The sequence below is a fragment of the Halobacterium sp. KA-4 genome (genome assembly GCF_021028995.1).
Taxonomy (GTDB): Archaea; Halobacteriota; Halobacteria; order Halobacteriales; family Halobacteriaceae; genus Halobacterium.
Map to the genome: position 1 here is coordinate 73,496 of NZ_JAJJZG010000011.1, position 23,079 is coordinate 96,574.

Consider the following 23,079-nt stretch of genomic DNA (forward strand, 5'->3'; position numbering starts at 1 on the left):
CTACGTCCGAGGAGGGGGCGAGCGCACCAAAGGTGGTTCGGAGACGTCGCGAACGTTTGCGTCGTTCCGTAGCGTTATGTTCTAATACGTTAGTCGTTACCACGTAGCGCATCGTACAGTCCGACTACCGACGGGAGAGGCGGAGACGGCTTGTCATCCCCGTCTCCGACACTGCGACAGGACGTGTGGGTGCCGAAACGCCTTTTGACCGCGGTCGACTTCGAACTGCCATGAGCCGGCCACGCGTCGCGTTGCTGAACGCGGCCCACGACCCGACCGACACCACGCGGAACTTCCGCCGCGAACTCGACGCGGAGCTCGTGGAGTTCCACGCCGCCGACGGCGACCTCCCTGACAGCCACGATTACGACGGCGTGGTCGTGACGGGGTCGCGGTCGTCGGTGTACTGGGACGAGGACTGGATCGACTCGCTCGTGGCGCACGTCGCGGACTGCCACGACGCGGGCGTCCCCGTCCTCGGGGTCTGTTTCGGCCACCAGGTCGTCGCGGCGGCGCTGGGCGGTCGCGTCGACGGCATGGGTGAGTACGAAATCGGCTACCGGAGCGTCGAGCGCGTCGCCGACGACCCGCTGTTCGACGGCATTGACGAGACGTTCACCGCGTTCACCACGCACTCGGACGCGGTCGTGGAACTGCCGCCGGGCGCGCAGTTGCTCGCGGAGAACGACTACGGCGTCCACGCGTTCCGCCTCGGCGAGTCGGTGGGCGTCCAGTTCCACCCCGAGTACGACACCGAGACCGCCGCGGACGTCACCACGCGGAAGGACGACCTCGGCGACGAGCGCAAACAGGACGTACTGGACGGCATCACACCCGAGAACTACGCGGCGGCCTGCGAGGCGAAACGACTGTTCGAGAACTTCACGCAGTCGCTGGTCCAGCCGAAGGCCGCGGACTGACGCGGCTCTCGCGGGACACGCGGCGAGCAGGCCACGATGGCCCTCGCGTGCCGGTACCAGCCCCGAACTGTTACGGTAGTCCGGTGAATCCGTCCGAGTACGTTCTCACGGTCGTAGCCGCAGCACTGCGCTGTGGGCGACCGGCCGCCGCACGTCACGCGGCGGACTCTCATGACTGAACACGTCCACGACCGACTCGACGCAGCGTTCGACGAGCACAGCATCGGCCGCCAACTCCACGCGGTGCCGCCCCACGAGGTGTGCGAGGTACGGGTGGACGGCCAGCACGCCGTCTATAAGGGCGACACCGGGCCGACGGGGGCGCGAGCACTGAGGGACGGGTCACGCGGTTCGTCGGCGAGTACACGACCGTCCCCGTCCCGGACGTGCTGTCGGTAGGCGGCGACTACTTCGTCGCCGCGTGGCACGCGGATGCGCCGGCACCCGACGGCGACCAGCGGGCGGACGAACCGTGGGCACGAGCGGCGGGCAGCGGGCTCGCGACCCTCCACGAGGAGACTGCAGCGCACCTCGACGGCTACGGGCCCCTCCAGTTCGAGGACGAGACCCCGCACGCCGTGAAGTCGGACTGGCGAGCGGCGGCGCTCGCGTACGTTCGTCGGCGTCGACCACTTCTCGCGGACCACGGGCACGCGGACGTCGCAGACGCCGTTCTCGATGCCCTCCGAACTAACTCGGGCCTGTTCGGGAACGCCGGCGACCCAGTCTGCTGTCACGGCTGGTGGTCACCCGAGCACGTCGCGGTCGAAGGCGGCGACGTGACGTGTGTCGTCGACTTCGAGCACGCGATTGCCGCCCCCGCCGGATTCGACTACTGGCGGATCGTCCTCTCGATATTCGATGGTGACACACCACAGCGAGCGTTCCGAGACGGCTACGAGCGGGTACGGCCGCTTCCCGAGGACTTCGACCGGCAGCAGTCGCTGTACGCCGTCCTGCACACCGTCTACTTCTTCGAGTCGCTGTACGTCCAGAATCAGCACGGGCCCGACGCCACGGCGTCCCACGCGAACGCGCTGCGGGACCACGTGTTCGAGGCGCTGTCCGGCCTCGATTAACGCCGTGCGGGCGGCTCGTCGCGGACGATTTTCCCGAGGAGGTCGCGGTTGTTCGCGCCCCAGCGGTAGAGTCGCTTGCGGAGGTTCTCGTAGCCCGGCACCTCGCGCAGCACCGCGAATATTGGTTCGAGCACCGGGAAGTCGTGAGCGAGCGTGCGCTCGATGGCGGCACCCCCGGAGTAGACGGCGTCGTCGGTGAGCAGGTGCGCGGAGCGCTCGTAGTCGGCGGGGAGCCGCGCGAGTTGGTCCGGGGAGAGCTCGGAGAACCCCACGATTTCGACGTCGCCGTGGCGCTCGGCGAAGTGCGCACACCACGTGCAGAACCCGCAGTCGTCGTCGAAGACCAGCCGCGGCGGATGCTCGGACATATCTCTACCTACGAACGGGGACACAAGAAAACCGTCGGCCGCGTCAGTCGAAGCGCCCGGTGACCGCGCCGCAGGCCTCGCAGACGGCACGAATCTCGGAGTGGTCGTCGGCGAGTTCGATTGTCTGGGTGGTGGTCTCCCCGCAGTCCTCGCACTCGCGGAGAATCTCGGTGTCGCCGGCCTCCTGTGGCGCGCCGATGGCGAGCGCGCGGACGCGCTCGTCGCCGCGGTTGACGCCGCGCTGGAACTCGCCGGGGCCGAAGCGCACGAGTTCGCCCGCGCTGACTTCCACTTCCTCGGTGCTGGCGGGCTCCTCGTCGGGCGTGGCGGACTGCTGGACGTCGAGCGTCTCGAAGGTGACCGTGCCGGCGAGCACGTGGAAAATCTCCTCCTGGTTCTCGTGGCTGTGGAGGCCGTACGCGAAGCTGTCGCCCGCGTCGAGTTCGTAGTAGTTGAGCGCGGTATTGGCGGCGCCGAGCGCGTCCGTCAGCGGGACGTTCCGGTCGGCGGGCCCCATCCGGGAGTCGAGGTCGTCGAGGCGGACTTTTCGCATGTACGCAGCGACGCCGCGAATTCGGATAAGCCTGACTCGTCGCGCGCGAACGTGATACCCGCGGGGTTGATACTGCCGGGCGTCCGACTCGTGGGTATGGCAATCGACCCGCAGTTCCACGAGAACCGCGAACAGGTGGACACGCACAAGGGCCACGACGTCTGGGGGCCGGTCGACGAACCGGAGAAACTCGGGATTCACGGCACGCACGTCGCCGTCGACTTCGACATCTGTCTGGCGGACGGCGCCTGTCTGGAGGACTGCCCGGTGGACGTCTTCGAGTGGGTGGACACGCCCGGCCATCCCGAGTCCGAGCGGAAAGCCGACCCCGCCAACGAGTCCCAGTGCATCGACTGCATGCTCTGCGTGGACGTCTGTCCGGTCGACGCAATCGACGTCGACCCGAGCCGATAAGGAGGGCGTCAGTTAGCGGGCGGAACCGGTGCGGGGGTCGCTACGACCGTTCGATTTCGAGCTGCTCTCGGAGCTGCTGGAGGGCTTCGCTGTCCGACAGCTCGTCGAGCCGCTCCTGAAAGTGCTCCTCGCAGACGCCGACCTTCAGGCCGCCCTTCTCGACGGTGAGGTCCGCGTCCCGGTCGCAGTAGTGACACTGCATACGTCTCCGTTCGGCCCACAACTACCTGAACCTCACGGCACCGGCACGCTTCTGTCAGTCCTCAGAGTCGCGCGCGGAAGTCGGCGTAGGCGGCCTCGTCGAGGCCCGTCTTCCCGACTTCGCGGCCGTGGGCGTCGCTGCCGCCCGCGGGGAGGAGGTCGTACTCGTCGATGGCGGCCTCCACGAGCGCGCGGCCGTCGTCCTCGGGAGCCTCGCCGACGGGTCGGTCGTAGGGGTAGTGGAGTTCGACGGCGTCGAGCGCGTCGCAGCGCGCGAGCGCGGCCTCGGGGTCGGGATACCGGAGCGGGTGGGCGAGGCCGACGACGCCACAGGCTTCGGTGAGGAGGTCGACGCCCGTCTCGAAGTCCGGGACGTCGCGGGCGACGAAACACGGGCCGTCGTTGCCGATGAGGTCCGCGAAGACCGCGTCGGGCGTGTCGTAGGCGGTGTCGGGGTGGGCGACGACGCTGCGGGCGATGTGCGGGCGGCCCAGTCCCTCGCGCGGTTCGACGTCGAGGGAGACGCCGAGTTCGGCTTCGACGTTCTCGATGATGGCGCGGCCGCGTGCGACGCGGTCGCGCTGGATGCGGTCGGTCTCGGCGACGAGCGCGTCCGTGGGAGTGACGCCGTAGCCGAGCAGGTCGAGGCGCTGGTCGCCGGCCGCGACGCGGAGTTCGATGCCGGCGACGACTTCGACGCCGGCGCGCTTGTCGACGGGCGCGTCGAAGCCGGGGTGGATGCGGTCGTGGTCGGTGACCGCGACGGCGCTGACGCCGGCCTCGCTGGCGGCCGCGGGTACCTCGTCGAGCGTGAGCGTGCCGTCGGAGTGCTGCGTGTGGACGTGGAGGTCCGCGTAGACCATACTAGGACGGTGGGACGCCGACACCTAAACGGACTGGTGTGACTCGCTCTGACATACAATCGCCCTTAGACAAATTAAATTCTTCATTATCGTTCATGCGCAACGTACTTGTGTATCGTGAAAGTTCGTGATGTTGATGACACTCCGAGAGACCGCCGACGTCCTCGCGTCGCAGAGCTACCCGCTGACCGCCGACGAGCTGGCCGACGCCATCGGGGACCACGAGCTCTCCCACCCCGACGGCAGCGAGAGCCTCGAATCCGTCATCGAGCGCACCGGCGAGACGCGCTTCGAAGACGCCCAGGACGCGACGTTCGCGGTGTACAGCGCGCTCGACGCCGACGCGGTCGGCCGCATCGGGTACAGCGACCGCGACCCGACGCCGATGGGGACCGACGGCCACGGCCAGGTTTCGTTCTAGGCGGACGGACCTGAACGTCCGTTACATTCATAATAACAAACTTCCAACGGTGGTAGTGGTTACCATGTCTATGGGTGCCTATGACGAAGCCGAACACGAGCGCCGCGAAGCGAAGACCAACAACGTCGAGGTCGCCGACGACGATACCCGGACGACCTACGAAGGCTCCGTGGAGTTCGAGGACGGCGACTCCGCCGAGGACCTCATCGACCAGTTCCAGCAGCTGCAGTCGAACTAGCCGCCCTGTTTTATCGCGAGCAGCGACCCGGTAGCGACGAGTACGACCGCAGCGACGTGGCCGGCGACGGCGACCACCAGCGGTGGGTGCGTCCAGACGAACGGCAGCATCACGGTCTGGAGCGCGCCGAACGCTAGCGTCCGCCGGTCGACCGCGCGCACCACGGCGGCGGTGTCGGCGTCGAAGTCGTAGGCGAGCGACCGCCAGAGCGCGACGACCGCCGCCCACCAGCCCGTACCGATGCGGTAGCAGACGTCCCAGAGCACGAGCAGCGCGAACGCCGCGGGGAGTACGGGCGGCTGCTCGCCGAGTAGCGCGGCGAACAGCGTCGCACCGTCCCGTGGGTCGTAGACGAACAGGTAGGTGAGGAGGGCGACGTACGCGACGACCCCGAGCACGACTTCGATGCTGGACGCGAACAGGAGTCGCCGGTAGCGGACCGGCACGCCGGGGTTCCGAGCGCGTCGGCCGATGTCGAGCATGAACGCGCTCCCCGCCGCGGCGACGACGACGGCGGCGGTCCCGGGGACGACGGTGCCGGGGAGGTCGTAGGCGAACGCGAGCGTGAGCAACACCGCCTCGAAGCCCGCGAACTGGACGAGGACGGCGGTGCGGTCCGAGACGTCGACGCCGGGGATCGCGCCGACGATGCTCTCGTACACCCACGCCTCGCCGTAGACCGCCTGCGTTCGCTCGGGGTCGGCGTCACTCATCGACGGCCTCCCCGTACTCGCGGAGCGCGCGCTTGGCGGCGTCCTCGAACGGCGTCAGTTCGACGGGAATCACGTCCCTGATGCCGTGGTCGGTGACGATTACGGGGTTCTTGAGGCCGTGAATCAGCGGGTGGGCGACGGACTTCGGGACGTCGGTCACGAGGTCCACCCAGTACGTCGAGAGCCGCGGCGAGAGCACGGGAACCGGGAGGACGAGGAGGCGTTTGCCCGCGAGTTCGGCGGTGCGTTCGAGCATCGTCTCGTAGGACAACACCTGCGGCCCGCCAACTTCGTACGTCTCGCCCGCGGTCTCGGGGTGGTCGAGGACGCCCACGAGGTAGGCGACGACGTCGCGGACGGCGATGGGCTGGCAGGGCGTGCGCACCCACTTCGGCGTCACCATCACGGGGAGTTTGTCGACGAGCTGGTAGACGACGTCGAAGCCCGCGCTCCCCGCGCCGACGATGACCGCGGCGCGCAGCGTCGTGAGGTCGAAGGCGGCGGCCGCGAGCACGGCCTCGACTTCGCGCCGCGAGGCGAGGTGCGGGGAGAGGTCGTCGCCGGTCTCCCCGAGGCCGCCGAGATAGACCACCCGTGAGACGCCGGCGGCGTCGGCGGCCGCCGCAAAGTTCCGGGCGGCGCGACGGTCGCGCTCGGCGAAGTCGCCGCCCGACCCCATCGAGTGCACGAGGTAGTAGGCGGCGTCGACGCCGCCGAAGACGCCCGCGAGTGAGTCGGCGTCGAGCAGGTCGCCGGCGACGATGTCGACGCCCTCCGGGGCGTCGTAGCGCTCGGGGTCGCGGACGAGCGCCCGGACGTCGTGACCGGCGGCGACGAGTTCGGGGACGAGGTGCCCGCCGACGAAGCCGGTGGCACCCGTGACGAGCACGCGCATACCGGCACGTGGGCCCGCGGCCGCTTAACTGTCGAGGACGGTCCAGCCGAAAGGGTTTGCCCGCCGAGCCCGAACGGTGGGTATGAGCGAGCGCTGCGCGGGCTGTGGCGACAGCGTCCGGGTCGCCGGCGGCATCGGCGACATCTGGACGATGGACCCCACTGGAACTGGTGGGATGACCCTCGAATTTACCGACGATTCGGAATTCTTCCTCTGTTTCGACTGCATCGACGCGCTCCCCGACGAACCGGGTGCGGGCGACGTGGCCGCGCTCGGCGAGCAGTGAGGTTATCCGAGCGGCCCGCCTGCTTCCGACAGTGAATCCCGAGCGCATCGTGGGGGAGTTCCCCGCCCCTGAGTTCCGCGGCGCCCAGCAGCAGGCGCTGCGGGACGTCCGCGACGCGTTCGACGCGGGCAACGACGTGGTGCTGGTGCGCGCGCCCACCGGCAGCGGGAAGAGCCTCATCGCGCGCGCCATCATGGGCTGCGCGCGCCGCGTCGAGGACGCCGACCCCGTCGACCCGACGGGCGCGTACTACACGACGCCGCAGGTCTCTCAACTGGACGACGTCGCCGAGGACGACCTGCTCGACGACCTCAAACTCATCCGCGGGAAGTCCAACTACACCTGTATTCTGCCGGGCGAGGAGGACACGCCGGTCGACCGCGCGCCCTGTGCCCGCGAGCGCGGCTACGACTGCGCGGTCAAACACCGTTGCCCGTACTTCTCGGACCGCGCCATCGCCTCCTCCCGGGAGTACGCCGCGATGACGCTGGCGTACTTCATGCGCACCGCCGGCAGCGAGGTGTTCCGCAAGCGCGACGTCTGCGTCATCGACGAGGCGCACGGGCTCGCGGAGTGGGCGGAGATGTACGCGACCATCGACCTGAACGAGCACACGGTCCCCGTCTGGGCGGACGTGCGCATGCCGGACGTGGACGGCGACCCGGACGCCGCGGTGAATTTCGCCGAACACCTCGTGCGGACCTGCGAGAGCGCGAAAGACGAACTGCTCGGGCAGGACGAACTCACGCCCGAGGAGGCAGGGAAACGCGACCGCCTTCAGGAACTCATCTCGGAGTTGAACTGGTTCGTGGAGGACTACAAGGACCCCGAATCCGCCACGACGTGGGTCGTCGATGCGGACGAGAGTGCGGTGACGGTGAAGCCGATGGACCCAGAGCGCTACCTCAAGCACACTGTCTGGGACCGCGCGAACAAATTCGCGCTGCTGTCGGCGACGATTCTGAACAAGGAGGCGTTCTGCCGGAGCGTCGGCCTCGACCCGTCGAACGTCGCGCTCGTCGACGTCGAACACACGTTCCCCTTGGAGAATCGCCCGCTGTACGACGTCACGCAGGGGAAGATGACCTACGAGGACCGCGAGCAGACGCTCCCGAAGGTCGCCGAGACAATCGTTCGCGTGATGGCCCACCACCCCGACGAGAAGGGCATCGTGCACGCTCACTCCTACGACATCGCGGAGAAACTCGCGGGCCACCTCGAGGAGTTCGGGGTCGGTGACCGCGTGCGAACGCACGACTCGGACACCCGGGACGCCGAATTGGAGCGCTGGAAGGCCAGCGACGACCCTGAGGTGTTCGTCGCGGTGAAGATGGAGGAAGCCCTCGACCTGAAGTACGACCTCGGGCGCTGGCAGGTGCTCTGCAAGGCCCCGTTCCTGAACACGAACGACTCCCGGGTGGCTGCACGGCTCGCGGACGGCCAGTGGGCGTGGTACTACCGGACGGCGCTCCAGACCGTGATTCAGGGCTGCGGGCGGGTCGTCCGCGCGCCCGACGACCACGGCGCGACCTACGTCGTGGACTCGAGCATCCTCGACCTCTTCGACCGCGCGCGCACCGACATGCCGCCGTGGTTCCGCGACCAGGTGGACGCGATGACGACGCCCGACCTCCCCGAGCCGGACGCGGCCGCCGCGCTCGGCGATATTTCGGGCGACGTCGACCAGGTGGAGCCGACCTACACGTCCAGCAGCGGGTCGAGCACGTCGTCGAGCACGACTACAAGCACACAGAGCAGCGCGAGCGACGACCGCGATAGCAGCGGCGACCGGACTTCGCGCTCCGGGAGTCCACTCGCGGACGTCTGGGACGCCGAGTAGCTAGAAGAACGAGAGGCCGTAGACGAGCGAGGAGCCGAGCATCAGGGCCACGAGGAAGATTGCGAGTATCTGGTCCCGCGTCATACCCGACTCGTGGAGGCCGCCTGCCAAAGCCGTACTGGTTACGCGATTCGGGCGTCCAGCACGACGTGTTCGACGCCCGCGCTGTGGGACTTCACGCGCCGCCGCGCTTCGATTTCGACCGAGCGGCCGGCGCGCTCGCAGCCTGCACGGAGCCGTGACTCGGGCCGTTCCCACAGTTCGGCCTCGGGGACGGCGCTGTGGACGTGGAGGACGCCCCCGGAGACGAGGTTGTCGAGCGCGGCGTCGAGGTAGCCCGGGCCACCCTCGCTCGTCTCGACCTCGTCGACGGGGCCGCCGCCGAGCGCGTCGTAGTAGCCCATGACGACGCGGTCGGCTTCGCTGTCGACGTCGCGGCAGTCCCCGAGCACGCAGTCCAGGTTCTCGCTGACGCCGTTGAGTTGGGCGTTCTCGGCGAGGTAGCGGAACGACTCGGGGTTCTTCTCGACGGCGGTGACGCTGGCGCCGGTGCGCGCCATCGGGAGTGCGAAGTAGCCGATGCCAGCGAACATGTCGAGGACACGCTCGCCCTCGCTCGTGATTTGGCCCATGTGAGCGCGCTCGGCCTTGTTCCCCGGCGCGAACATCACGCGCGAGAGGTCGAGGGCGTACTTCGTGCCGTGCTCGGTGTGGACGGTCTCGGTGTCCCCTTCGCCCGCGACGACGGAGACGTCGGGTTCGCGGTGTTCGCCGTCGATGCCGCCGCGCGCGAGCACGGTGTCGGCCTCGCTGTGGAGGTCCAGCAGCGCGTCGCCGACCTTCCCGGGGCGCGGGCAGTCGGTGAAGTCGGCGAGAATCACGGTGCCGACGACCGCCCACGACGACGGCGCGCGGTCGCGCTCGGCCTCGCGCCAGCCGCGCTCGCGGAGCAAGTCGTCGAGGCCTGGTGCGCGTAACTCGGGGTTCTCCTGTTCGACGACGCGCTCGAAACCGGTCTCGATGGGGCGTTCGGTGACCGGGAGTTCGACGTGCTCGGCGTCGTGCTCGCGGACTTTCCGCGCGTCGTCGTAGACCCCCTCGGCTTCGAGGTCGGCGATTCGGGCTTCAGAATCAGGTTTCGGGACGACGACGGCGAGGTCCATCAGGCCTCGGGGAGGACGTGGAGGCCAGCGCGGGACTTGAACGCCGGGACGGTGCTGGCGTCGTCGTCCACGTAGTCCGGGCGCGGGACGGTCTTGGACTCGTAGGTCTCGGGGTCGAGAATCTGGACGGCGTTGTCGTCCTCGACGGTGACGACGGTGGCGTCCGTGGCGTCGTCTATCGAGCCGAGTTTCCGAGCGTCGGGCGCGTCACCGTCCTCGTAACTCGCCTCGTAGGGCTCGCCCGTGGTGACGCGGACGCCCTTGAGGTTTCCGTGGACCGAGCGCACGAGCACTGGGCCGCCGTCGTCGTCCGCGAGGCTGATGACGTCGCCGGGCGTGAATTCGGGGAGCCGGATGGCGTAGGTCACGCGGTAGACCTCGTTGCCGTCCTCGTCCTCCGTGACGAGTTTCTCGTGGTCCTCGAAGCTCCCGCCGAACTCCTCGATGACCTTACGCGCGAGTTTCAGCCCGATTTTGTTCGTCGAGAGTTTGAGGTCGATGCCGGATTCGGCCTCCGAGACCTCCGTGACGAAGGCGTTCCGGTCGCCGGTGGCCTCCATGTCGGCGACGATTTGGTTGGCGAGTTCGGTCGCGCGGTCGGTCTCCTCGGTGGTCGGGTCGCGGCCGACGGCCCGCACCTGCACGATGGACGCGAACGAGTCGCCCGCGATGCGGCCACACCGCTTGCACGTCTGGCGGCTGACCTTCACCGGGACGACGACCTCCTCGGTCTGGACCTCGTCCCGGACGACGCCCGTGAACAGGCAGTGCATCCGAATCGTGTTCTGGTCGACCTGCTCGGGGCGGACCTCCCAGTCGACGTCCTCGGCCTCGACGTGGACCGCCAGCGCCTCGCTGGTCTCCTCGATGGCGACGTCGGTGTAGTCGTCGGCGTCGACGTCGACCCAGCGGTTCCCGCGGTGGACCGCGCCGCAGCGCGCGCACACCATCACTTCGATGCGCTCGGGCGCGTCCACGAATTCGAAGTCCTCAAAGTAGCAGGCGTCACACAGCGAGCGCTCGCGGCGGGTGACGCCGTCGCCGTCGGCGTCGATGGCGTCGCCGCAGCGGGGGCAGAACGTGCCTGCGTCAGTCATACACCGAGGTAGGCCGCGCTGCCTGTTAAGTTGCCCGTCGCAGGCTCACCGGACAGCGGGCGGGCACTCGCACGCGCCAGTTTCACTTTCAATCCGGTGTATACGAGGCTTTATGATGCGGTGGGGGCAACGACTGTGTACATGCCCGAAGCAGACCTCGAGGAACTCCCCGGTGTCGGCCCCGCGACCGCGGAGAAACTCCGAGAGAACGGATTCGAGTCGTTCCAGAGCATCGCCGTCGCGTCCGCCGGCGAGCTCTCCAACACCGCAGACATCGGCGACAGCACCGCCGCAGACGTCATTCAGGGCGCCCGCGAGGCCGCCGACGTCGGCGGGTTCGAGACCGGTGCGACCGTGCTCGAACGCCGCGAACAGATTGGCAAGCTCACCTGGAACGTCCCCGAAATCGACGAGATGCTCGGCGGCGGCATCGAGACGCAGTCCATCTCGGAAGTGTACGGCGAGTTCGGTGCCGGCAAGTCCCAGGTCACCCACCAGCTCTCGGTGAACGTCCAACTCCCCCAGGAGCAGGGCGGGCTGCGCGGCCGTGCCATCTTCATCGACTCCGAGGACACGTTCCGCCCCGAACGCATCGACGACATGGTGCGCGGGCTCAGCGACGAGAAGATTCAGGCCGCGATGGACGACCGTGACATCGACGGCACCCCCGATGACGAGGAAGCGATGGAGGCGCTCGTCGAGGAAATCCTCGACAAAATCCACGTCGCGAAAGGGTTCAACTCCAACCACCAGATGCTGCTCGCGGAGAAGGCTCAGGAGATCGCCTCCGAGTACGAGGACGACGAGTACCCCGTCCGCCTGCTCTGCGTGGACTCCCTGACCGCGCACTTCCGCGCGGAGTACGTCGGCCGTGGCGAACTCGCGGACCGCCAGCAGAAACTCAACAAACACCTCCACGACCTCGACAAGGTCGGCAACCTCTACAACGCCGCCGTCGTCGTCACCAACCAAGTGCAGTCCAACCCGGACTCCTTCTTCGGTGACCCCACGAAGCCCATCGGTGGAAACATCCTCGGCCACAAGTCCACGTTCCGGATGTACCTCCGCAAGTCCAAGAACGACAAGCGCATCGTCAAGCTCGTCGACGCGCCCAACCTCGCCGACGGCGAAGCCGTCATGCGCGTCCAGGACGGCGGCATCAAGCCGGAATAGTACCTTTTGCTACGCTCGCGGCCTTCGGCCGCTCGCTGGCAAAAGCTACGCTAAAAGCACTCCTCGCTCCCGTTGGTCGCTCGTCGACCTCGCGGATGCTAGTCTATAGTGACTGTTCAGACAGCGACCGCCGCTCCGCGTAAGACCTTATTACGTGTGAATCACGTACCCCACGGCGATGGAGTTAGAGGCGATTCCCGGCGTGGGGGCGAAGACCGCGGAGTCGCTGCGGTCCCTCGACGACCCTGAAGACGCACTACAGCGTGGGGACGTAGCGGCGGTCGCTCGCGCGCCCGGCGTCACCGACGGGCGGGCCGCGCGCATCGTCCGCGGCGCGATTCGCACGCGCCACGACGACCCCGGCGGGTTCCTGGCGACGGACCGCGCCAGCGAGGTGTACGAGCGCGTGCTCGCGCTGCTGCAGGAGCGCGCGGTCACCGACTACGCGAGCCAGCGGCTGCGCACGTTCTACCCGAGCGCCACCGAGTCCCGCATCGCGGAGGTCAACGACTTCGCGGCGGACGCGATGGCGCGCGACCCCGACCCAGAGGTGCTGGACGCGCTGGAAGGCGTCGAACCGTTGTCGCGGGCTGACGGGCTCGCAGTTCGGGACCGATGTCTCGCGACGACGGACGCGGAGACGTACAGCGAAGCGCGGGACGCGTTCCCCGAGCTGTCGGTGGAAGTCGTCGAGGACGCGCGTGGGCTCGCGGACCTCGCGCGCGGCTACTCGACGGTCGTGGCGCTCGACGAGGCGTTCGCGGGCGTGGAGGTCGACGGCGACGTGCGCGTCGAACCCGACGCGCTGGAGCGCCCGGAGGAAGTCGTCCCCGAGCGCGTGCTCTCCTTCTTCGCAACGAACCGCGACCGCATCCGCGCCGCGGTCGCCGTCCACGAAGCCGCAGGGCTGGAGACCGACGTCGACCTCGACGAACTGGACGCGGCGCTCGCCCAACTCGACTCGGAGGGGGCGGTCGCGGGCGACGACGAACTCGACCGGCTCTCGACGGCGGTTGACGACCTCGACGCGGCGGTGTCGACCGCAGAGTCCGTGGCGAACGACCAACTCCGGGAAGTCATCCAGGAGCAGGACGTCACCATCGAGGGCTCGGACCTCCTGAGCCTCGTGGAGCGCGGCGCGGGCGTGGACAGCCTGCTCTCGCGGGAACTCGCCGACGAGTACGCCGACGCCGTCGACGCCGCGCGCGCCCACCTCGTGGACGCGCTGGCGTTGCGCGACGGGGAGGCCAGCGTCGCCCGGCAGGCGTTCGGAGACTCGCCGACGTTCCCCGTCGACCACGACCCGGAAGCAGTCTCCCGATTGCGCGAGGAACTGACCGCGGCCCGGGACCGCCGGAGCGCGGAGCGCAAGCGCGAACTCGCGGCGACGCTGGCGGACCTCCGGGAGCCGACGCGTGGACTCGTGGAACGCGCACTGGAATTGGACGTGGAGTTGGCGGTCGCGCGATTCGCCGACGACTTCGACTGCGTGCTCGCCGAGCGCGGCGGCCGCGGGTTCGACATCGAGGGCGGGCGCTCGCCGATTCTGGACGTCGTCTTCGATGCCGTCGAGCCCGTGGACTACGGCGTCGACGGCGTGGCGCTGCTCTCCGGCGTGAACTCCGGCGGGAAGACGAGCACACTCGACCTGGTGGCTGTCGTGGTCGTGCTCGCGCACATGGGGCTCCCGGTGCCCGCGGAGTCCGCCAGAGTGCCCGAAGTCGAGGAACTGCACTACTACGCGAAGTCCCAGGGGACGCTGGACGCGGGCGCGTTCGAGGCGACGCTCCGGGACTTCGCGAGACTCACCGAGGGCGCGGCGCGGAAACTCGTGCTCGTGGACGAACTCGAGTCCATCACCGAGCCGGGCGCCTCCGCAAAAATCGTGGCGGGCATCCTCGAAGAACTCCACGAGGCGGGTGCCTCGGGCGTGTTCGTCTCCCACCTCGCAGGCGAGATTCGCGACCAGTGTGGATTCGACGTGACCGTCGACGGCATCCGCGCCCGGGGACTGGAGGACGGCGAACTGGTCGTCGAGCGCTCTCCGGTCAAGGACCACCTCGCGCGCTCGACGCCCGAACTCATCGTGGAGAAGTTGGCCACGCAGGGCGACGGAACAGCAGGCGGCGACGGCGCGTCCGCGGGGTCGTTCTACGACCGGCTGCTCGGGAAGTTCTGACCCGAATCCACTGAGTCGCCGGCTCTCGGCGCCGAATGCCGATTCTGTGGCGAAGGGTTAAGTGGGTTCGCGAGCGTGGTGAAAGTGATGAGCGACGACCCCGAAGAGGGGATGCTGGGCTGGGACGAGTCCGTGTTCCGGGACGAGCACGTCTTCGAAATCGACTACGTCCCGGAGGTCTTCCAGCACCGCGAGTCCCAACTCCAGACGCTGCAGTACGCGCTCCGCCCCGCCGTCCGGGGTAACCGCCCGCTGAACGTGATGGTTCGAGGACCGCCCGGCACGGGGAAGACGACGGCGGTCCAGAAGTTGTTCGGCGAACTCGGCGGTCAGCACGGCGTCCGCACGGTGCGCGTGAATTGCCAGGTCGACTCCACGCGGTACGCGGTGTTCTCCCGTATTTTCGAGGAGATTTTCGACTACGAGCCGCCCTCCTCCGGGATTTCGTTCAAGAAACTGTTCGGCCAGGTCGCCGAGCGTATCGCCGACGACGAGGAGGTGCTGGTGGCGGCGCTCGACGACGTGAATTACCTCTTCTACGAGGACGAGGCCTCCGACACGCTGTACTCGCTGCTGCGCGCCCACGAGACGCACTCCGGCGCGAAAGTCGGCGTCATCTTGGTGTCCTCAGACCTCGACCTGGACGTCATCGAGAACCTCGACGGCCGCGTACAGTCGGTGTTCCGGCCGGAGGAGGCGTACTTCCCGTCGTACGACCGCAACGAAATCACGGACATCCTCCGCGACCGCGTCGACGTCGGCTTCCGCGACGACGCGGTGCCGACGACGGTTCTGGACCGCGTCGCCGAACTCACGGACGAGGCCGGCGACCTCCGCGTCGGCATCGACTTGCTGCGGCGCGCGGGCCTCCACGCCGAGTCCCGTGCGAGCACCACCGTCGAGCCGGAGGACGTGGACGCGGTCTCCGAGGAAGCGAAGAACATCCACCTCTCGCGGAGCCTGCGCGCGCTCTCCGACACCGAGCGCGCGCTCGTGGAGACGGTCGCGGACTGCGACGGCGAACAAGCCGGCGACGTCTACGACGCCTTCAACGACCGCACCGACCTCGGCTACACGCGGTACACGGAAATCGTGAACAAGCTCGACAAGCTCGGACTCATCGACGCGGAGTACGAGCAACTCGACGGCCGCGGCCGCTCGCGGACGCTCCGGCTCACGCACGACCCCGAAGCCGTGAAAGAGCAGCTCTAGCAGGCACTTTTTTGCGCTGCGGGGGTGCGCCTCCGGCGTCCTCCCTGGCAAAACTTGCGGAAAAAGCACTCCTCCTTCGGTCCGTTCCGTCCCTCAGTCGTCGGCCCGCGCTCACTTCGTTCGCGCGGTGAACCGCTCGCCTCGGGTCTTTCAGACCACTCGGCTCGCGGATGCTAGCTCGATTCTCCCACTCGGCGGCACGCTCAGCAGCGGGTCACGGCGTCAGCGTCAGGTAGGTCGCGACGAGTGCGACGCCGAGCGCCGCGAGGAACAGCAGGTAGCCGATGAGTGTCGTTAGCCCCGTTCCGCCGCCCATGGACGACTTGCTCATGGACATACCGCAGAGTTGTCGCGTAGCCGTCAAAATAGTGGTGGCGTCCGCTCTGCCCTACTCGCGGTCCGGCGACCGGCGCGCCACCACCGTTTCGCCTGCGCTGACCTTCTCGCCCTTCTCGACGAGGAGGTCGTCGCGGTCGTACTCCTGCGGGAGAATCACGTCCGCGCGGCTGCCGAAGGAGATGTGGCTGATGCGGTCGCCGCGCGTGAGTTCGTCGCCGACTTCGACGTAGGTGTGGATGCGGCGGGCGAACGCGCCCGCGATGAGGATTACTTCGTAGTCGTCGCACGTGACGCGGACGCGCTCGTTGTGTTCCGATTCCTTGTCGAAGGCGGGGCGGTGGCCGCCCGCGCGGTGGTCGACGGCGTCGACCGTGCCGGAAAGCGGCGCGCGGTTCACGTGCACGTCGTGGACGTTCATGAACACGCCCACGCGGAGGCGGCCGTCCTCGGTCTCGCGAATCACCGACACCTTACCGTCCGCCGGCGTGACAGCGCCCTGGCCGTCGGGCGTGCGTTCGGGGTCGCGGTGGAACCACGCGACGAACCCCGAGAGCGCGAGCGCTGCGACGCCCCACAGCGACGACACGAACAACAGCGCCGCGCCGACGGCCGCCGCCGGCAGGGCGTACGTCCACTTCCACGGGCCACGCGCGAACATACCCGTCCTTGGCCGTCCGCCACCGATAGCCCTTCGGTCGCTGCTGGGGCAGGTCCGAGCCGGGGTGTTTATCGGCGTCCGCTCGCAAGAAAGGACTCGATGAACGCGCGCCACGCTCGCTACCCGTTCCTCGGCGAATCCCGGCAGGCGGTCCAGGAGGCCGGGGTGGACCTCGCGGCGGTCGTCGCCGAGGACGATGCGGTCGTCGAGCGCGCCCGCGAACGCGTCGTCGGCTCGCTCACGAACGGCGAGGTCGGCGAGCGCGCGCGCTCGGACCGCGTGGAGCTGCTCTCCTACCCCGTGGCGCGCGTGCTCGTCTCCGTCGTGGACGAACACGTGCTCGTGCGGAAGTACGCTGACGCCGAAGCCAACGCCGCCTACGAGCGCTTTACCGCTGACGAGACCGACGACTCCGAATTCAAGAGCGTCGGCGACGACGCCAGTCTCTCCCGGAAGGACCTCCTCCGGGAGTTCGACCTGACGAACCATGTCCACGCCACGCAGGACGGCTACGATGTGGACGTGCCGACGTACCTCCTGCTGTCGTCGTCGCTGCGCCCGGACAAGTGGCGGCTCGTCAACCGCGCGCTCGACGACGGCCGCGTCCCCGTCAGCGAGCCCGAATTGGACACACTCCTCCGCGAAGCCGTCCGGGACCGGGTCGCCGAGGGCCTGCCGCTGAACGTCCCTGACGAGGTCGCCGACGCACTCGAAGGCCCGGAGGCCGCCGTCCGGGACGTGCTCTCGGAGATGGACCTCACGCGCGAAATCGACACCGTCGTCCCGGAACTGTTCCCGCCGTGCATGCAGCACCTCCTCGACCAGGTGCAGCGCGGCGAACACCTCCCGCACCACAGCCGCTTCGCCATCACCACGTTCCTCGCCAACATCGGACTAACGACCGACGAAATCGTCGACATCTACAAAGTGAACCCGGGGTTCGGCGAGGAGATGACCCGCTATCAGACCGATCACATCCGCGGGGAGTCCAGCCCCACCGAGTACACGGCGCCGTCGTGCGCGACGATGAAGGCGTACGGAGACTGCACGAACCCAGACGACCTCTGTGACGCCATCAATCACCCACTGTCGTACTACGAGGCGAAACTCGACGACGAGGACGACGACGACCTAGAGGACTGGCGCGAGCGCGAGAACGAGGACGCGGAAGCGGATGCGGACGCCGAAGCCTGACTACTCCTGCTTGCCGGAGAGCCAGTAGCCGACGCCGGCCATCACGAGAATGAAGACGACCACGGCAGTGACGACGCCGTAGGCGCCCGTCTCCCCGAACCCCTCGCTCATCGTGCCGGCGGCCACGAGGATGGCGATGAAGACGAGAGTAGACAGGATGGCGATACCCGCTTCGAGGCGGGCGTCGGGCCCTTCAGACATACTGCGAGATTTCGTCGGCCCGGGCAAAAGCGCTTCGAAGCCGTCACGCCGGCCGCGACTCGTGGCGGACAGCCCTGTCGACGGCCGGTGATTCGTCGTCCGAACTAATAGGGCTCGGAGTCGTATACCAACCCCGATTTTGCGGGGTTTAGGCGTCTCCAGCGCCTACACTGTGGTATGGCTCCCGCCACGAAGTCCCGACAGCCGCCCAACGACCGGAGCCGCCGCGCCCGCCGCGAGGAACTGCGCGTGACCGCGCTCGGCGACGGTACCTATGCAGTCGAATCTCCGTCCGGCAACGTCTACGACGCCGACCTCGACGCCGGCGAGTGCACGTGTCCCGATCACCAGTTCCGGGGCGTCCGCTGCAAGCACCTGCGCCGCGTCGCCATCGACATTACGCTCGGCGAAGTTCCCGCGCCCGGCGAGCGCGACGCGACGTGTGCAGCCTGCGGCGACGACCTATTCGTCGACCGCGAGGCCGCCGACCCGGTCTACTGCGAGGACTGCACGCTCGAACCCGGTGAGACCGTTGTCGACCGCGAGACCGACAAGCTCGTAGTCGTCGTCGAATCCACGGACGACCGCGCGAGCGACGTCCGCATCCCGGAGTGCGGCTGGTCGGTCGCCGACCACCACTCGAACCGCGACTACGACGCCGACGACCGCGTCGTCGACGTGCTCTACCCGCTGGAACGCAGCGTCTCCCCGGAGGACATCTCGCCGCAGGACCTCCGCCGGTACTCGTTCCCACGCGGCCGCCTCGAACGCCGCGACTAGTCGAGCATCGACGCCGCTTCCTCGGGCGTGAGCACGCCCTGCTCGACGGCGTGCAGCACGTCCTTGATGTCGTTGCCCTCGGCGTCGTCCTCGTCGCTCCCCTGGAGGTCGTCGAACGTCTCGCCGTCCTCGATGGCGGTCTCCTTCTTCACGCGGTAGTTCCCGCCGTCGGTCTGGTAGACGTCCGCGGGGTGGAAGAAGTACCAATCCTCGCGGTCGAAGCGCACGCCGATCTTGGGCTTCGCCCCGAAGTTCTGACTGAAGTAGACGAGCGCTTCGACCTCCTCGCCCGTGAGGTAGATGGGGTCGCCTGCGCTGGACTTGGCTTCGACGGCGTAGAAGACGCTGCCGTCGCCCGCGAGCACGTCCGGGAGTTCGCGCTCCGTCGCCGCGCCGCTGGCGGGTGCCCGCATCACGGCGAACCCGCGCTCGTCGAACGCGTTCACGAGCTCGCGCTCCCGCCTGTTCCCCTTCGCGTTCGAGTTAGACATACTCCGACCCCGTGCCCGCTGTCATACCCGCCGCTACGCAGTCGGGGGATAGGAGGCTTGCGCCACGCGCCTGCCATCAATCGTTTCACGACTGCGCTTCACACCCCTCGTATGCCCGGTGAATACATCGTCGACCGCGTCGACGGCATCGTCCACGAGGAGACCCAGGTCCACGAGTACGGCGTCGACTTGACCGTCGCGGCCGTCTACGAGGTCGCCGAGCGCGGCCACCTCGACTTCGGCGGCGACGAGTTCGCCGACGCGGACTTCCGCCCGCTGGCGTCCGCGCTCCGTGACCCTGACGACGAGTACGAGTGGTGGACGCTGAAAGCTGGCACGTACCTCGTCGAGTTCAACGAGTCGCTGCGCGAGGGCGCGCCGCTGCGCGTCCAGACCCGCCGCGAACTCCGCGAGAACGGTGCCTACCACCCCTCTATCGTCACCACAGAACTCGGTCCGATGCCGCTGACCGTCCCGGAGGGCGGCGTCGAACTCAAGGAGAACGCGCGCGTCTCGACACTGATGGATCGATAACCGACCAGCCGACGGGACAGCATCCGCGAGCCGAGTGGTCTGAAAGACCCGAGGCGAGCGGTTCACTCGCGGCGAAGCCGCGAGGCCGACGAGCGACTAAGCGCCGAAGGCGCGCTGGAGCGAGGAGTGCTTTTTCCGCAATTTTTGCCAGGGAGGACGCCGGAGGCGCACCCCCGCAGCGCAAAAAAGTGCGTGCGTTACGTCCCGTGCTGCCAGGAGGTCATGTACTCCTCCTGTTCTTCGCTGAGGGTGTCGAGTTCGACGCCTTCGGCGTTGAGTTTGATTTCCGCGAGTTTGCGGTCGAGGTGGTCGGGGACTTCGTGGACGCCGGCGTCGTAGTCGTCGGCGTTTTCGACGAGTTCGCGGATGGAGACGGCCTGCACGCCGAAGGACTGGTCCATGACTTCGACCGGGTGGCCGAGGCTGACGGGGGTCGCGAGGTTGACGAGGCGGCCTTCGGCGAGCACGTTGATGCGCTTGCCGGAGGGGAGTTCGTACTCGCGGACGCCGTCCCGGACTTCCTGTTCGCTCTCGGCCATCTCGCGGAGCGCTTCGAGGTCGATTTCGATGTCGAAGTGGCCGGCGTTGGCGAGGACGACGCCGTCCTGCATCTGCTCGAAGTGGTCCTCGACGATGACGTCGCGGTTGCCCGTGGTCGTGATGAAGACGTCGCCGACTTCGGCGGCCTCGCTCATCGACATGACGTCGTAGCCCTCCATGTGGGCTTCGAGCGCGCGCCGCGGGTCGATTTCGGTGACGATGACGTTCGCGTTCTGGCCGCTGGCCTTCTTGGCGACGCCGCGGCCGCACTGGCCGTAGCCCGCGACGACGACGTCCTTGCCCGCCCATGAGAGGTTCGTGGTCATCGCAATCGAGGCCAGCGAGGACTCGCCGGTGCCGTGGACGTTGTCGAAGAGGCGCTTCATCGGTGTGTCGTTGACGGCGATGACGGGGTACTCGAGCGCGTCGTCGTCGTCCATCGCGCGGAGACGGTGGACGCCGGTCGTGGTCTCCTCGGTGCCGCCGACGATGGTGTCGATGAGCTCGGGGTGGTGCTCGTGTACGCGGAAGACGAGGTCGCCGCCGTCGTCGACCGTGACGGTTGGCTCGTGGTTGAGGACGGCGTCGATGGCCTCGTAGTACTCGGTGTCGCCGACGCCGTGCTTGGCGTAGCTCGTAATCGAGGGGTGGGCGTCGAGCGCCGCGGAGACGTCGTCGTGGGTCGACAGCGGGTTGCAGCCCGTGATTTCGACTTCCGCGCCGGCGTCGGCCATCGTCTCGACGAGCGCGGCGGTCTTCGCTTCGACGTGTAGCGCCATCCCAACGGTCTCGCCCGCGAGCGGCTCGTTCTCCTGAAAGTCCGCGCGCAGCGAGGAGAGAATCGGCATGTGTTCGAACGCCCAGTCGATCTTCTTCCGGCCGGCGTCGCGAGCGGACCCGACCTCGTCGAGTTGCTCGCTAATCGGCGACGCAGTTGTCATACGGGTGTGGACGAAGAGTGGATTCAAAACCCTACCGAAGCCGCGGAGAAAGCGGGCGGGACGGCGGGCGCGTGTCCGATGGTGGCGGTGGTTGCCGCCGTCCGTCGCCCGAACGGAAATCCTCGTGGGCGGCCGGGACGCCACGTGCTCGACTCACATTCCGTGGCCGCCCAGCGAGGGGGTGCTGACGCCGTCGACAGTGGGTGCCGCAGGCCGTCTGGCCTGCGTTGGATGCCTCGGACGGGTACTGAAAAAGTTCGTTGGCCGGGAATTGACTTGTTCGGATTCGAAGCCGTTCCGGCGCTCAGTTACCGTTTCCGGGATTGCCGTTGCCGTTCCCGTTGCCCGGCCCGTTACCGCCAGCGTTGCCGTTCCCGGGACCGCCGCTATCGTCGTCCGGCCCCGGGCCGTTCCCGTGGCCGTTTTCATTTCCGTTCCCGTTGTTGCCGTTACCGTCGTTCGCGGCGCCGGCGCCGTTCCCGTTGCCGTTGTTGCCGTCGGCGCCGTGGCCGTTACCGTTGGCCTCGTCGCTCTCGTCTGCCTCGGAATCATCGCTCTCGTCTGCCTCGGAATCATCGCTCTCGTCTGCCTCGGAATCATCACTCTCGTCTGCCTCGGAATCATCACTCTCGTCTGCCTCGGAATCATCACTCTCGTCTGCCTCGGAATCATCACTCTCGTCTGCCTCGGACTCATCGCCCTCGTCTTCCTTCGGTCCGGGGTCGACGTGGTCCGGGCGGTTGTCCGCGCCCGGATTGTTGTCGACCACGAACGCTGCGACCGCCTGCCCGCTCATGTTGCCCTCGGCCTGGAGGGCTGCGACGAACGCGGAGACGCGCTCGCCGAACGACTCCGTGGCGTTGCCGTCCTCGCTCACGGTGAGGGTCGCCGTCGTCTCGGCGGTCACGTTGTTTGCTTCCGCGACCACGCTGACGGTGACGTTCTGCTCGGGCGCCGGCAGGCCGACGGTGCCGCTCTCGTCGGTCGTGTAGTCGCCTTCGCCAGCGTACGAAACGTTGTCCAGCGCGTCGACGGAGACCGACGCGTTGGCGACGCCGTCGCCGCTGGCGTTCGTCACGGAGACGGTCGCTGAGGCGTCCTCGCTCTGCGAGACGCCGACGGACAGCTCGGCCGCGTCGTCAGTCGGTGCGACGAGGTCGACCGTCGTCGCTGCCGTGGCGTTGTCGGCTTCCGCGACGACGTCGACGGTGACGTTCTGTTCGGGCGCGGGCAGACTGACGGTGCCGTTCTCGCCAGTCGTGTAGTTGTCCGCGCCGGCGTACGTCACGTTGCCCGCTTCGCTCACGGACACGGACGCGTTGGCGACGCCGGCGCCACTAGCGTTCGTCACGCTGACCGTCGCGTTACCGTCGTCGGCCTGCGTGACGTTCACGGAGATGTCGCTGGTGTCGTCGGTCGGTGCGACGAGGTCCAGCGTCGTCTCTGCGGTGGTGTTGTCGGCTGTCGCCGTCACCGAGACGGAGACGTTCTGGTCGGGCGCCGACAGTGTTATCGTGCCGTTCTCGTCGGTCGTGTAGTTGCCCTCGCCGACGTACGAGGAGTTGTTCAGTGCTTCGACGGTGACGGACGCGTTCGCCACCGTGGTGTTGTTCTCGGCGACCGTCACCGTGACGGTGCCATCCTCCGCTTGGTCGCCGCTCACGCTCAAGCCGTCGGCAGCCACCGCTCCACCCGGAACCGCAGCGATGACCGCAACGACGAGCGCGGCGACCAGTAGTGTGTGCCTCTGGTGCCGCATGCACTCCCCGCGTTCGGCCACGAGCCG

28 protein-coding genes are annotated in these 23,079 nt (G+C 68.1%); 14 read left to right on the forward strand and 14 right to left on the reverse strand.

The features are described from left to right. Positions 1 to 230: 230 nt before the first annotated feature. The 3 genes from LPA44_RS11785 (at position 231) to LPA44_RS11795 (ending at position 1,999) form a co-directional block, all read left to right on the forward strand. Positions 231 to 920 carry a type 1 glutamine amidotransferase gene (locus tag LPA44_RS11785; protein ID WP_230889780.1) on the forward strand — a complete coding sequence of 230 codons (690 nt, stop codon included), beginning with the start codon at positions 231 to 233 and terminating at the stop codon, positions 918 to 920. A gap of 171 nt (positions 921 to 1,091) precedes the next feature. Further along, positions 1,092 to 1,319 carry a hypothetical protein gene (locus LPA44_RS11790; protein WP_230889781.1) on the forward strand — a complete coding sequence of 76 codons (228 nt, stop codon included), beginning with the start codon at positions 1,092 to 1,094 and terminating at the stop codon, positions 1,317 to 1,319. Beyond that, the gene (locus LPA44_RS11795; protein WP_230889782.1) at positions 1,307 to 1,999 is read left to right on the forward strand and encodes a phosphotransferase; all 693 of its coding nucleotides are present in this window, start codon (positions 1,307 to 1,309) and stop codon (positions 1,997 to 1,999) included. Before LPA44_RS11790 ends, LPA44_RS11795 begins: the two co-directional genes overlap by 13 nt. On the opposite strand, the gene LPA44_RS11800 is transcribed toward LPA44_RS11795, so the two are convergent. Both LPA44_RS11800 and LPA44_RS11805 read right to left on the reverse strand, forming a co-directional pair. Continuing rightward, entirely contained in the window at positions 1,996 to 2,367 is a 372-nt protein-coding gene (locus LPA44_RS11800; protein ID WP_230889783.1) for a thiol-disulfide oxidoreductase DCC family protein, read from the reverse strand. The two genes, LPA44_RS11795 and LPA44_RS11800, sit on opposite strands and share 4 nt — an antisense overlap. Before the next feature lie 43 nt (positions 2,368 to 2,410). Further along, a complete protein-coding gene (locus LPA44_RS11805) occupies positions 2,411 to 2,920 on the reverse strand; it encodes a cupin domain-containing protein (RefSeq protein WP_230889784.1) in 510 nt (169 codons plus the stop codon). 96 nt (positions 2,921 to 3,016) lie between these two features. Here LPA44_RS11805 and LPA44_RS11810 point away from each other — a divergent pair, with 96 nt between their 5' ends. Beyond that, a complete protein-coding gene (locus LPA44_RS11810; RefSeq protein WP_230889785.1) occupies positions 3,017 to 3,334 on the forward strand; it encodes a 4Fe-4S dicluster domain-containing protein in 318 nt (105 codons plus the stop codon). Between the two features lie 40 nt (positions 3,335 to 3,374). On the opposite strand, the gene LPA44_RS11815 is transcribed toward LPA44_RS11810, so the two are convergent. Both LPA44_RS11815 and LPA44_RS11820 read right to left on the reverse strand, forming a co-directional pair. Further along, the gene (locus LPA44_RS11815) at positions 3,375 to 3,536 is read right to left on the reverse strand and encodes a DUF6757 family protein (RefSeq protein WP_230889786.1); all 162 of its coding nucleotides are present in this window, start codon (positions 3,534 to 3,536) and stop codon (positions 3,375 to 3,377) included. A gap of 61 nt (positions 3,537 to 3,597) precedes the next feature. Continuing rightward, complete coding sequence (locus LPA44_RS11820; RefSeq protein WP_230889787.1) at positions 3,598 to 4,398, reverse strand: PHP domain-containing protein; 801 nt, start codon at positions 4,396 to 4,398, stop codon at positions 3,598 to 3,600. Positions 4,399 to 4,534: 136 nt separating this feature from the next. On the opposite strand from LPA44_RS11820, the gene LPA44_RS11825 reads away from it, so the two are divergent. After that, the gene (locus LPA44_RS11825) at positions 4,535 to 4,819 is read left to right on the forward strand and encodes a DUF5789 family protein (protein ID WP_230889788.1); all 285 of its coding nucleotides are present in this window, start codon (positions 4,535 to 4,537) and stop codon (positions 4,817 to 4,819) included. A 64-nt stretch (positions 4,820 to 4,883) separates the two neighbouring features. Then, positions 4,884 to 5,057, forward strand: coding sequence for a DUF5786 family protein (locus tag LPA44_RS11830; protein WP_169793419.1), 174 nt, complete (start codon positions 4,884 to 4,886; stop codon positions 5,055 to 5,057). Here LPA44_RS11830 and LPA44_RS11835 read toward each other — a convergent pair. Together LPA44_RS11835 and LPA44_RS11840 are read right to left on the reverse strand one after the other, a co-directional pair. Then, the gene (locus tag LPA44_RS11835) at positions 5,054 to 5,770 is read right to left on the reverse strand and encodes a DUF7530 family protein (protein ID WP_230889789.1); all 717 of its coding nucleotides are present in this window, start codon (positions 5,768 to 5,770) and stop codon (positions 5,054 to 5,056) included. The two genes, LPA44_RS11830 and LPA44_RS11835, sit on opposite strands and share 4 nt — an antisense overlap. Beyond that, positions 5,763 to 6,665: an NAD(P)H-binding protein gene (locus LPA44_RS11840; protein ID WP_230889790.1), complete on the reverse strand. Its 903-nt coding sequence runs from the start codon at positions 6,663 to 6,665 to the stop codon at positions 5,763 to 5,765. Before LPA44_RS11840 ends, LPA44_RS11835 begins: the two co-directional genes overlap by 8 nt. 82 nt (positions 6,666 to 6,747) lie before the next feature. Here LPA44_RS11840 and LPA44_RS11845 point away from each other — a divergent pair, with 82 nt between their 5' ends. Continuing rightward, entirely contained in the window at positions 6,748 to 6,951 is a 204-nt protein-coding gene (locus tag LPA44_RS11845; protein ID WP_230889791.1) for a DUF7561 family protein, read from the forward strand. A 31-nt stretch (positions 6,952 to 6,982) separates the two neighbouring features. Continuing rightward, positions 6,983 to 8,791, forward strand: coding sequence for a helicase C-terminal domain-containing protein (locus LPA44_RS11850; protein WP_230889792.1), 1,809 nt, complete (start codon positions 6,983 to 6,985; stop codon positions 8,789 to 8,791). Positions 8,792 to 8,913: 122 nt separating this feature from the next. Here the strand turns inward: LPA44_RS11850 and LPA44_RS11855 are convergent, their stop codons facing one another. Next, positions 8,914 to 9,954, reverse strand: coding sequence for a class I SAM-dependent methyltransferase (locus tag LPA44_RS11855; protein ID WP_230889793.1), 1,041 nt, complete (start codon positions 9,952 to 9,954; stop codon positions 8,914 to 8,916). Beyond that, positions 9,954 to 11,051 (reverse strand): 60S ribosomal export protein NMD3, encoded by a 1,098-nt coding sequence (locus LPA44_RS11860; protein ID WP_230889794.1) that lies wholly within the window; start codon positions 11,049 to 11,051, stop codon positions 9,954 to 9,956. The genes LPA44_RS11855 and LPA44_RS11860 overlap by 1 nt, the downstream gene beginning before the upstream one ends. A gap of 141 nt (positions 11,052 to 11,192) precedes the next feature. Here LPA44_RS11860 and radA point away from each other — a divergent pair, with 141 nt between their 5' ends. The 3 genes from radA (at position 11,193) to LPA44_RS11875 (ending at position 15,615) form a co-directional block, all read left to right on the forward strand. Then, positions 11,193 to 12,224, forward strand: coding sequence for a DNA repair and recombination protein RadA (gene radA, locus LPA44_RS11865; RefSeq protein WP_230889795.1), 1,032 nt, complete (start codon positions 11,193 to 11,195; stop codon positions 12,222 to 12,224). Positions 12,225 to 12,402: 178 nt separating this feature from the next. Further along, a complete protein-coding gene (locus tag LPA44_RS11870) occupies positions 12,403 to 14,403 on the forward strand; it encodes an endonuclease MutS2 (RefSeq protein ID WP_230889796.1) in 2,001 nt (666 codons plus the stop codon). 87 nt (positions 14,404 to 14,490) lie between these two features. Further along, positions 14,491 to 15,615, forward strand: coding sequence for an ORC1-type DNA replication protein (locus tag LPA44_RS11875; protein ID WP_230889797.1), 1,125 nt, complete (start codon positions 14,491 to 14,493; stop codon positions 15,613 to 15,615). A 214-nt stretch (positions 15,616 to 15,829) separates the two neighbouring features. On the opposite strand, the gene LPA44_RS18100 is transcribed toward LPA44_RS11875, so the two are convergent. Continuing rightward, entirely contained in the window at positions 15,830 to 15,952 is a 123-nt protein-coding gene (locus LPA44_RS18100) for a hypothetical protein (protein ID WP_269070031.1), read from the reverse strand. 51 nt (positions 15,953 to 16,003) lie between these two features. Then, positions 16,004 to 16,612, reverse strand: a complete 609-nt coding sequence (locus LPA44_RS11880; RefSeq protein WP_230889798.1) for a protein sorting system archaetidylserine decarboxylase — start codon at positions 16,610 to 16,612, stop codon at positions 16,004 to 16,006. Between the two features lie 99 nt (positions 16,613 to 16,711). On the opposite strand from LPA44_RS11880, the gene priL reads away from it, so the two are divergent. Next, positions 16,712 to 17,806: a DNA primase regulatory subunit PriL gene (priL, locus tag LPA44_RS11885; RefSeq protein WP_230889799.1), complete on the forward strand. Its 1,095-nt coding sequence runs from the start codon at positions 16,712 to 16,714 to the stop codon at positions 17,804 to 17,806. Here the strand turns inward: priL and LPA44_RS11890 are convergent, their stop codons facing one another. Then, positions 17,807 to 18,007: a DUF7472 family protein gene (locus LPA44_RS11890; RefSeq protein ID WP_230889800.1), complete on the reverse strand. Its 201-nt coding sequence runs from the start codon at positions 18,005 to 18,007 to the stop codon at positions 17,807 to 17,809. Between the two features lie 177 nt (positions 18,008 to 18,184). Here LPA44_RS11890 and LPA44_RS11895 point away from each other — a divergent pair, with 177 nt between their 5' ends. Further along, positions 18,185 to 18,787 (forward strand): SWIM zinc finger family protein, encoded by a 603-nt coding sequence (locus LPA44_RS11895; protein WP_230889801.1) that lies wholly within the window; start codon positions 18,185 to 18,187, stop codon positions 18,785 to 18,787. Here the strand turns inward: LPA44_RS11895 and hjc are convergent. Beyond that, positions 18,784 to 19,278, reverse strand: a complete 495-nt coding sequence (gene hjc / locus LPA44_RS11900; protein ID WP_230889802.1) for a Holliday junction resolvase Hjc — start codon at positions 19,276 to 19,278, stop codon at positions 18,784 to 18,786. The genes LPA44_RS11895 and hjc overlap by 4 nt on opposite strands. A 111-nt stretch (positions 19,279 to 19,389) precedes the next feature. Between hjc and LPA44_RS11905 the strand changes: the two genes are divergently transcribed. Continuing rightward, positions 19,390 to 19,812, forward strand: a complete 423-nt coding sequence (locus tag LPA44_RS11905) for a dCTP deaminase (RefSeq protein ID WP_230889803.1) — start codon at positions 19,390 to 19,392, stop codon at positions 19,810 to 19,812. A 197-nt stretch (positions 19,813 to 20,009) separates the two neighbouring features. On the opposite strand, the gene LPA44_RS11910 is transcribed toward LPA44_RS11905, so the two are convergent. Next, complete coding sequence (locus tag LPA44_RS11910; RefSeq protein ID WP_230889804.1) at positions 20,010 to 21,293, reverse strand: adenosylhomocysteinase; 1,284 nt, start codon at positions 21,291 to 21,293, stop codon at positions 20,010 to 20,012. Between the two features lie 304 nt (positions 21,294 to 21,597). Beyond that, positions 21,598 to 23,052 (reverse strand): hypothetical protein, encoded by a 1,455-nt coding sequence (locus LPA44_RS11915; protein ID WP_230889805.1) that lies wholly within the window; start codon positions 23,050 to 23,052, stop codon positions 21,598 to 21,600. Between the last annotated feature and the right edge of the window lie 27 nt (positions 23,053 to 23,079).

Excerpts from the sequence above, each read along its gene's own strand:
- LPA44_RS11810 (WP_230889785.1), top strand. The coding sequence starts at position 3,017 with ATGGCAATCGACCCGCAGTTCCACGAGAACCGCGAACAGGTGGACACG.
- LPA44_RS11790 (WP_230889781.1), top strand. The coding sequence starts at position 1,092 with ATGACTGAACACGTCCACGACCGACTCGACGCAGCGTTCGACGAGCAC.
- LPA44_RS11800 (WP_230889783.1), bottom strand. The coding sequence starts at position 2,367 with ATGTCCGAGCATCCGCCGCGGCTGGTCTTCGACGACGACTGCGGGTTC.
- LPA44_RS11860 (WP_230889794.1), bottom strand. The coding sequence starts at position 11,051 with ATGACTGACGCAGGCACGTTCTGCCCCCGCTGCGGCGACGCCATCGAC.
- LPA44_RS11785 (WP_230889780.1), top strand. The coding sequence starts at position 231 with ATGAGCCGGCCACGCGTCGCGTTGCTGAACGCGGCCCACGACCCGACC.
- LPA44_RS11905 (WP_230889803.1), top strand. The coding sequence starts at position 19,390 with ATGCCCGGTGAATACATCGTCGACCGCGTCGACGGCATCGTCCACGAG.
- LPA44_RS11870 (WP_230889796.1), top strand. The coding sequence starts at position 12,403 with ATGGAGTTAGAGGCGATTCCCGGCGTGGGGGCGAAGACCGCGGAGTCG.
- LPA44_RS11840 (WP_230889790.1), bottom strand. The coding sequence starts at position 6,665 with ATGCGCGTGCTCGTCACGGGTGCCACCGGCTTCGTCGGCGGGCACCTC.
- LPA44_RS11820 (WP_230889787.1), bottom strand. The coding sequence starts at position 4,398 with ATGGTCTACGCGGACCTCCACGTCCACACGCAGCACTCCGACGGCACG.
- radA (WP_230889795.1), top strand. The coding sequence starts at position 11,193 with ATGCCCGAAGCAGACCTCGAGGAACTCCCCGGTGTCGGCCCCGCGACC.
- LPA44_RS11875 (WP_230889797.1), top strand. The coding sequence starts at position 14,491 with ATGAGCGACGACCCCGAAGAGGGGATGCTGGGCTGGGACGAGTCCGTG.
- LPA44_RS11910 (WP_230889804.1), bottom strand. The coding sequence starts at position 21,293 with ATGACAACTGCGTCGCCGATTAGCGAGCAACTCGACGAGGTCGGGTCC.
- LPA44_RS11835 (WP_230889789.1), bottom strand. The coding sequence starts at position 5,770 with ATGAGTGACGCCGACCCCGAGCGAACGCAGGCGGTCTACGGCGAGGCG.
- LPA44_RS11825 (WP_230889788.1), top strand. The coding sequence starts at position 4,535 with ATGACACTCCGAGAGACCGCCGACGTCCTCGCGTCGCAGAGCTACCCG.
- priL (WP_230889799.1), top strand. The coding sequence starts at position 16,712 with ATGAACGCGCGCCACGCTCGCTACCCGTTCCTCGGCGAATCCCGGCAG.
- LPA44_RS11845 (WP_230889791.1), top strand. The coding sequence starts at position 6,748 with ATGAGCGAGCGCTGCGCGGGCTGTGGCGACAGCGTCCGGGTCGCCGGC.
- LPA44_RS18100 (WP_269070031.1), bottom strand. The coding sequence starts at position 15,952 with ATGTCCATGAGCAAGTCGTCCATGGGCGGCGGAACGGGGCTAACGACA.
- LPA44_RS11805 (WP_230889784.1), bottom strand. The coding sequence starts at position 2,920 with ATGCGAAAAGTCCGCCTCGACGACCTCGACTCCCGGATGGGGCCCGCC.
- LPA44_RS11895 (WP_230889801.1), top strand. The coding sequence starts at position 18,185 with ATGGCTCCCGCCACGAAGTCCCGACAGCCGCCCAACGACCGGAGCCGC.
- hjc (WP_230889802.1), bottom strand. The coding sequence starts at position 19,278 with ATGTCTAACTCGAACGCGAAGGGGAACAGGCGGGAGCGCGAGCTCGTG.
- LPA44_RS11855 (WP_230889793.1), bottom strand. The coding sequence starts at position 9,954 with ATGGACCTCGCCGTCGTCGTCCCGAAACCTGATTCTGAAGCCCGAATC.
- LPA44_RS11880 (WP_230889798.1), bottom strand. The coding sequence starts at position 16,612 with ATGTTCGCGCGTGGCCCGTGGAAGTGGACGTACGCCCTGCCGGCGGCG.
- LPA44_RS11830 (WP_169793419.1), top strand. The coding sequence starts at position 4,884 with ATGTCTATGGGTGCCTATGACGAAGCCGAACACGAGCGCCGCGAAGCG.
- LPA44_RS11815 (WP_230889786.1), bottom strand. The coding sequence starts at position 3,536 with ATGCAGTGTCACTACTGCGACCGGGACGCGGACCTCACCGTCGAGAAG.
- LPA44_RS11915 (WP_230889805.1), bottom strand. The coding sequence starts at position 23,052 with ATGCGGCACCAGAGGCACACACTACTGGTCGCCGCGCTCGTCGTTGCG.
- LPA44_RS11890 (WP_230889800.1), bottom strand. The coding sequence starts at position 18,007 with ATGTCTGAAGGGCCCGACGCCCGCCTCGAAGCGGGTATCGCCATCCTG.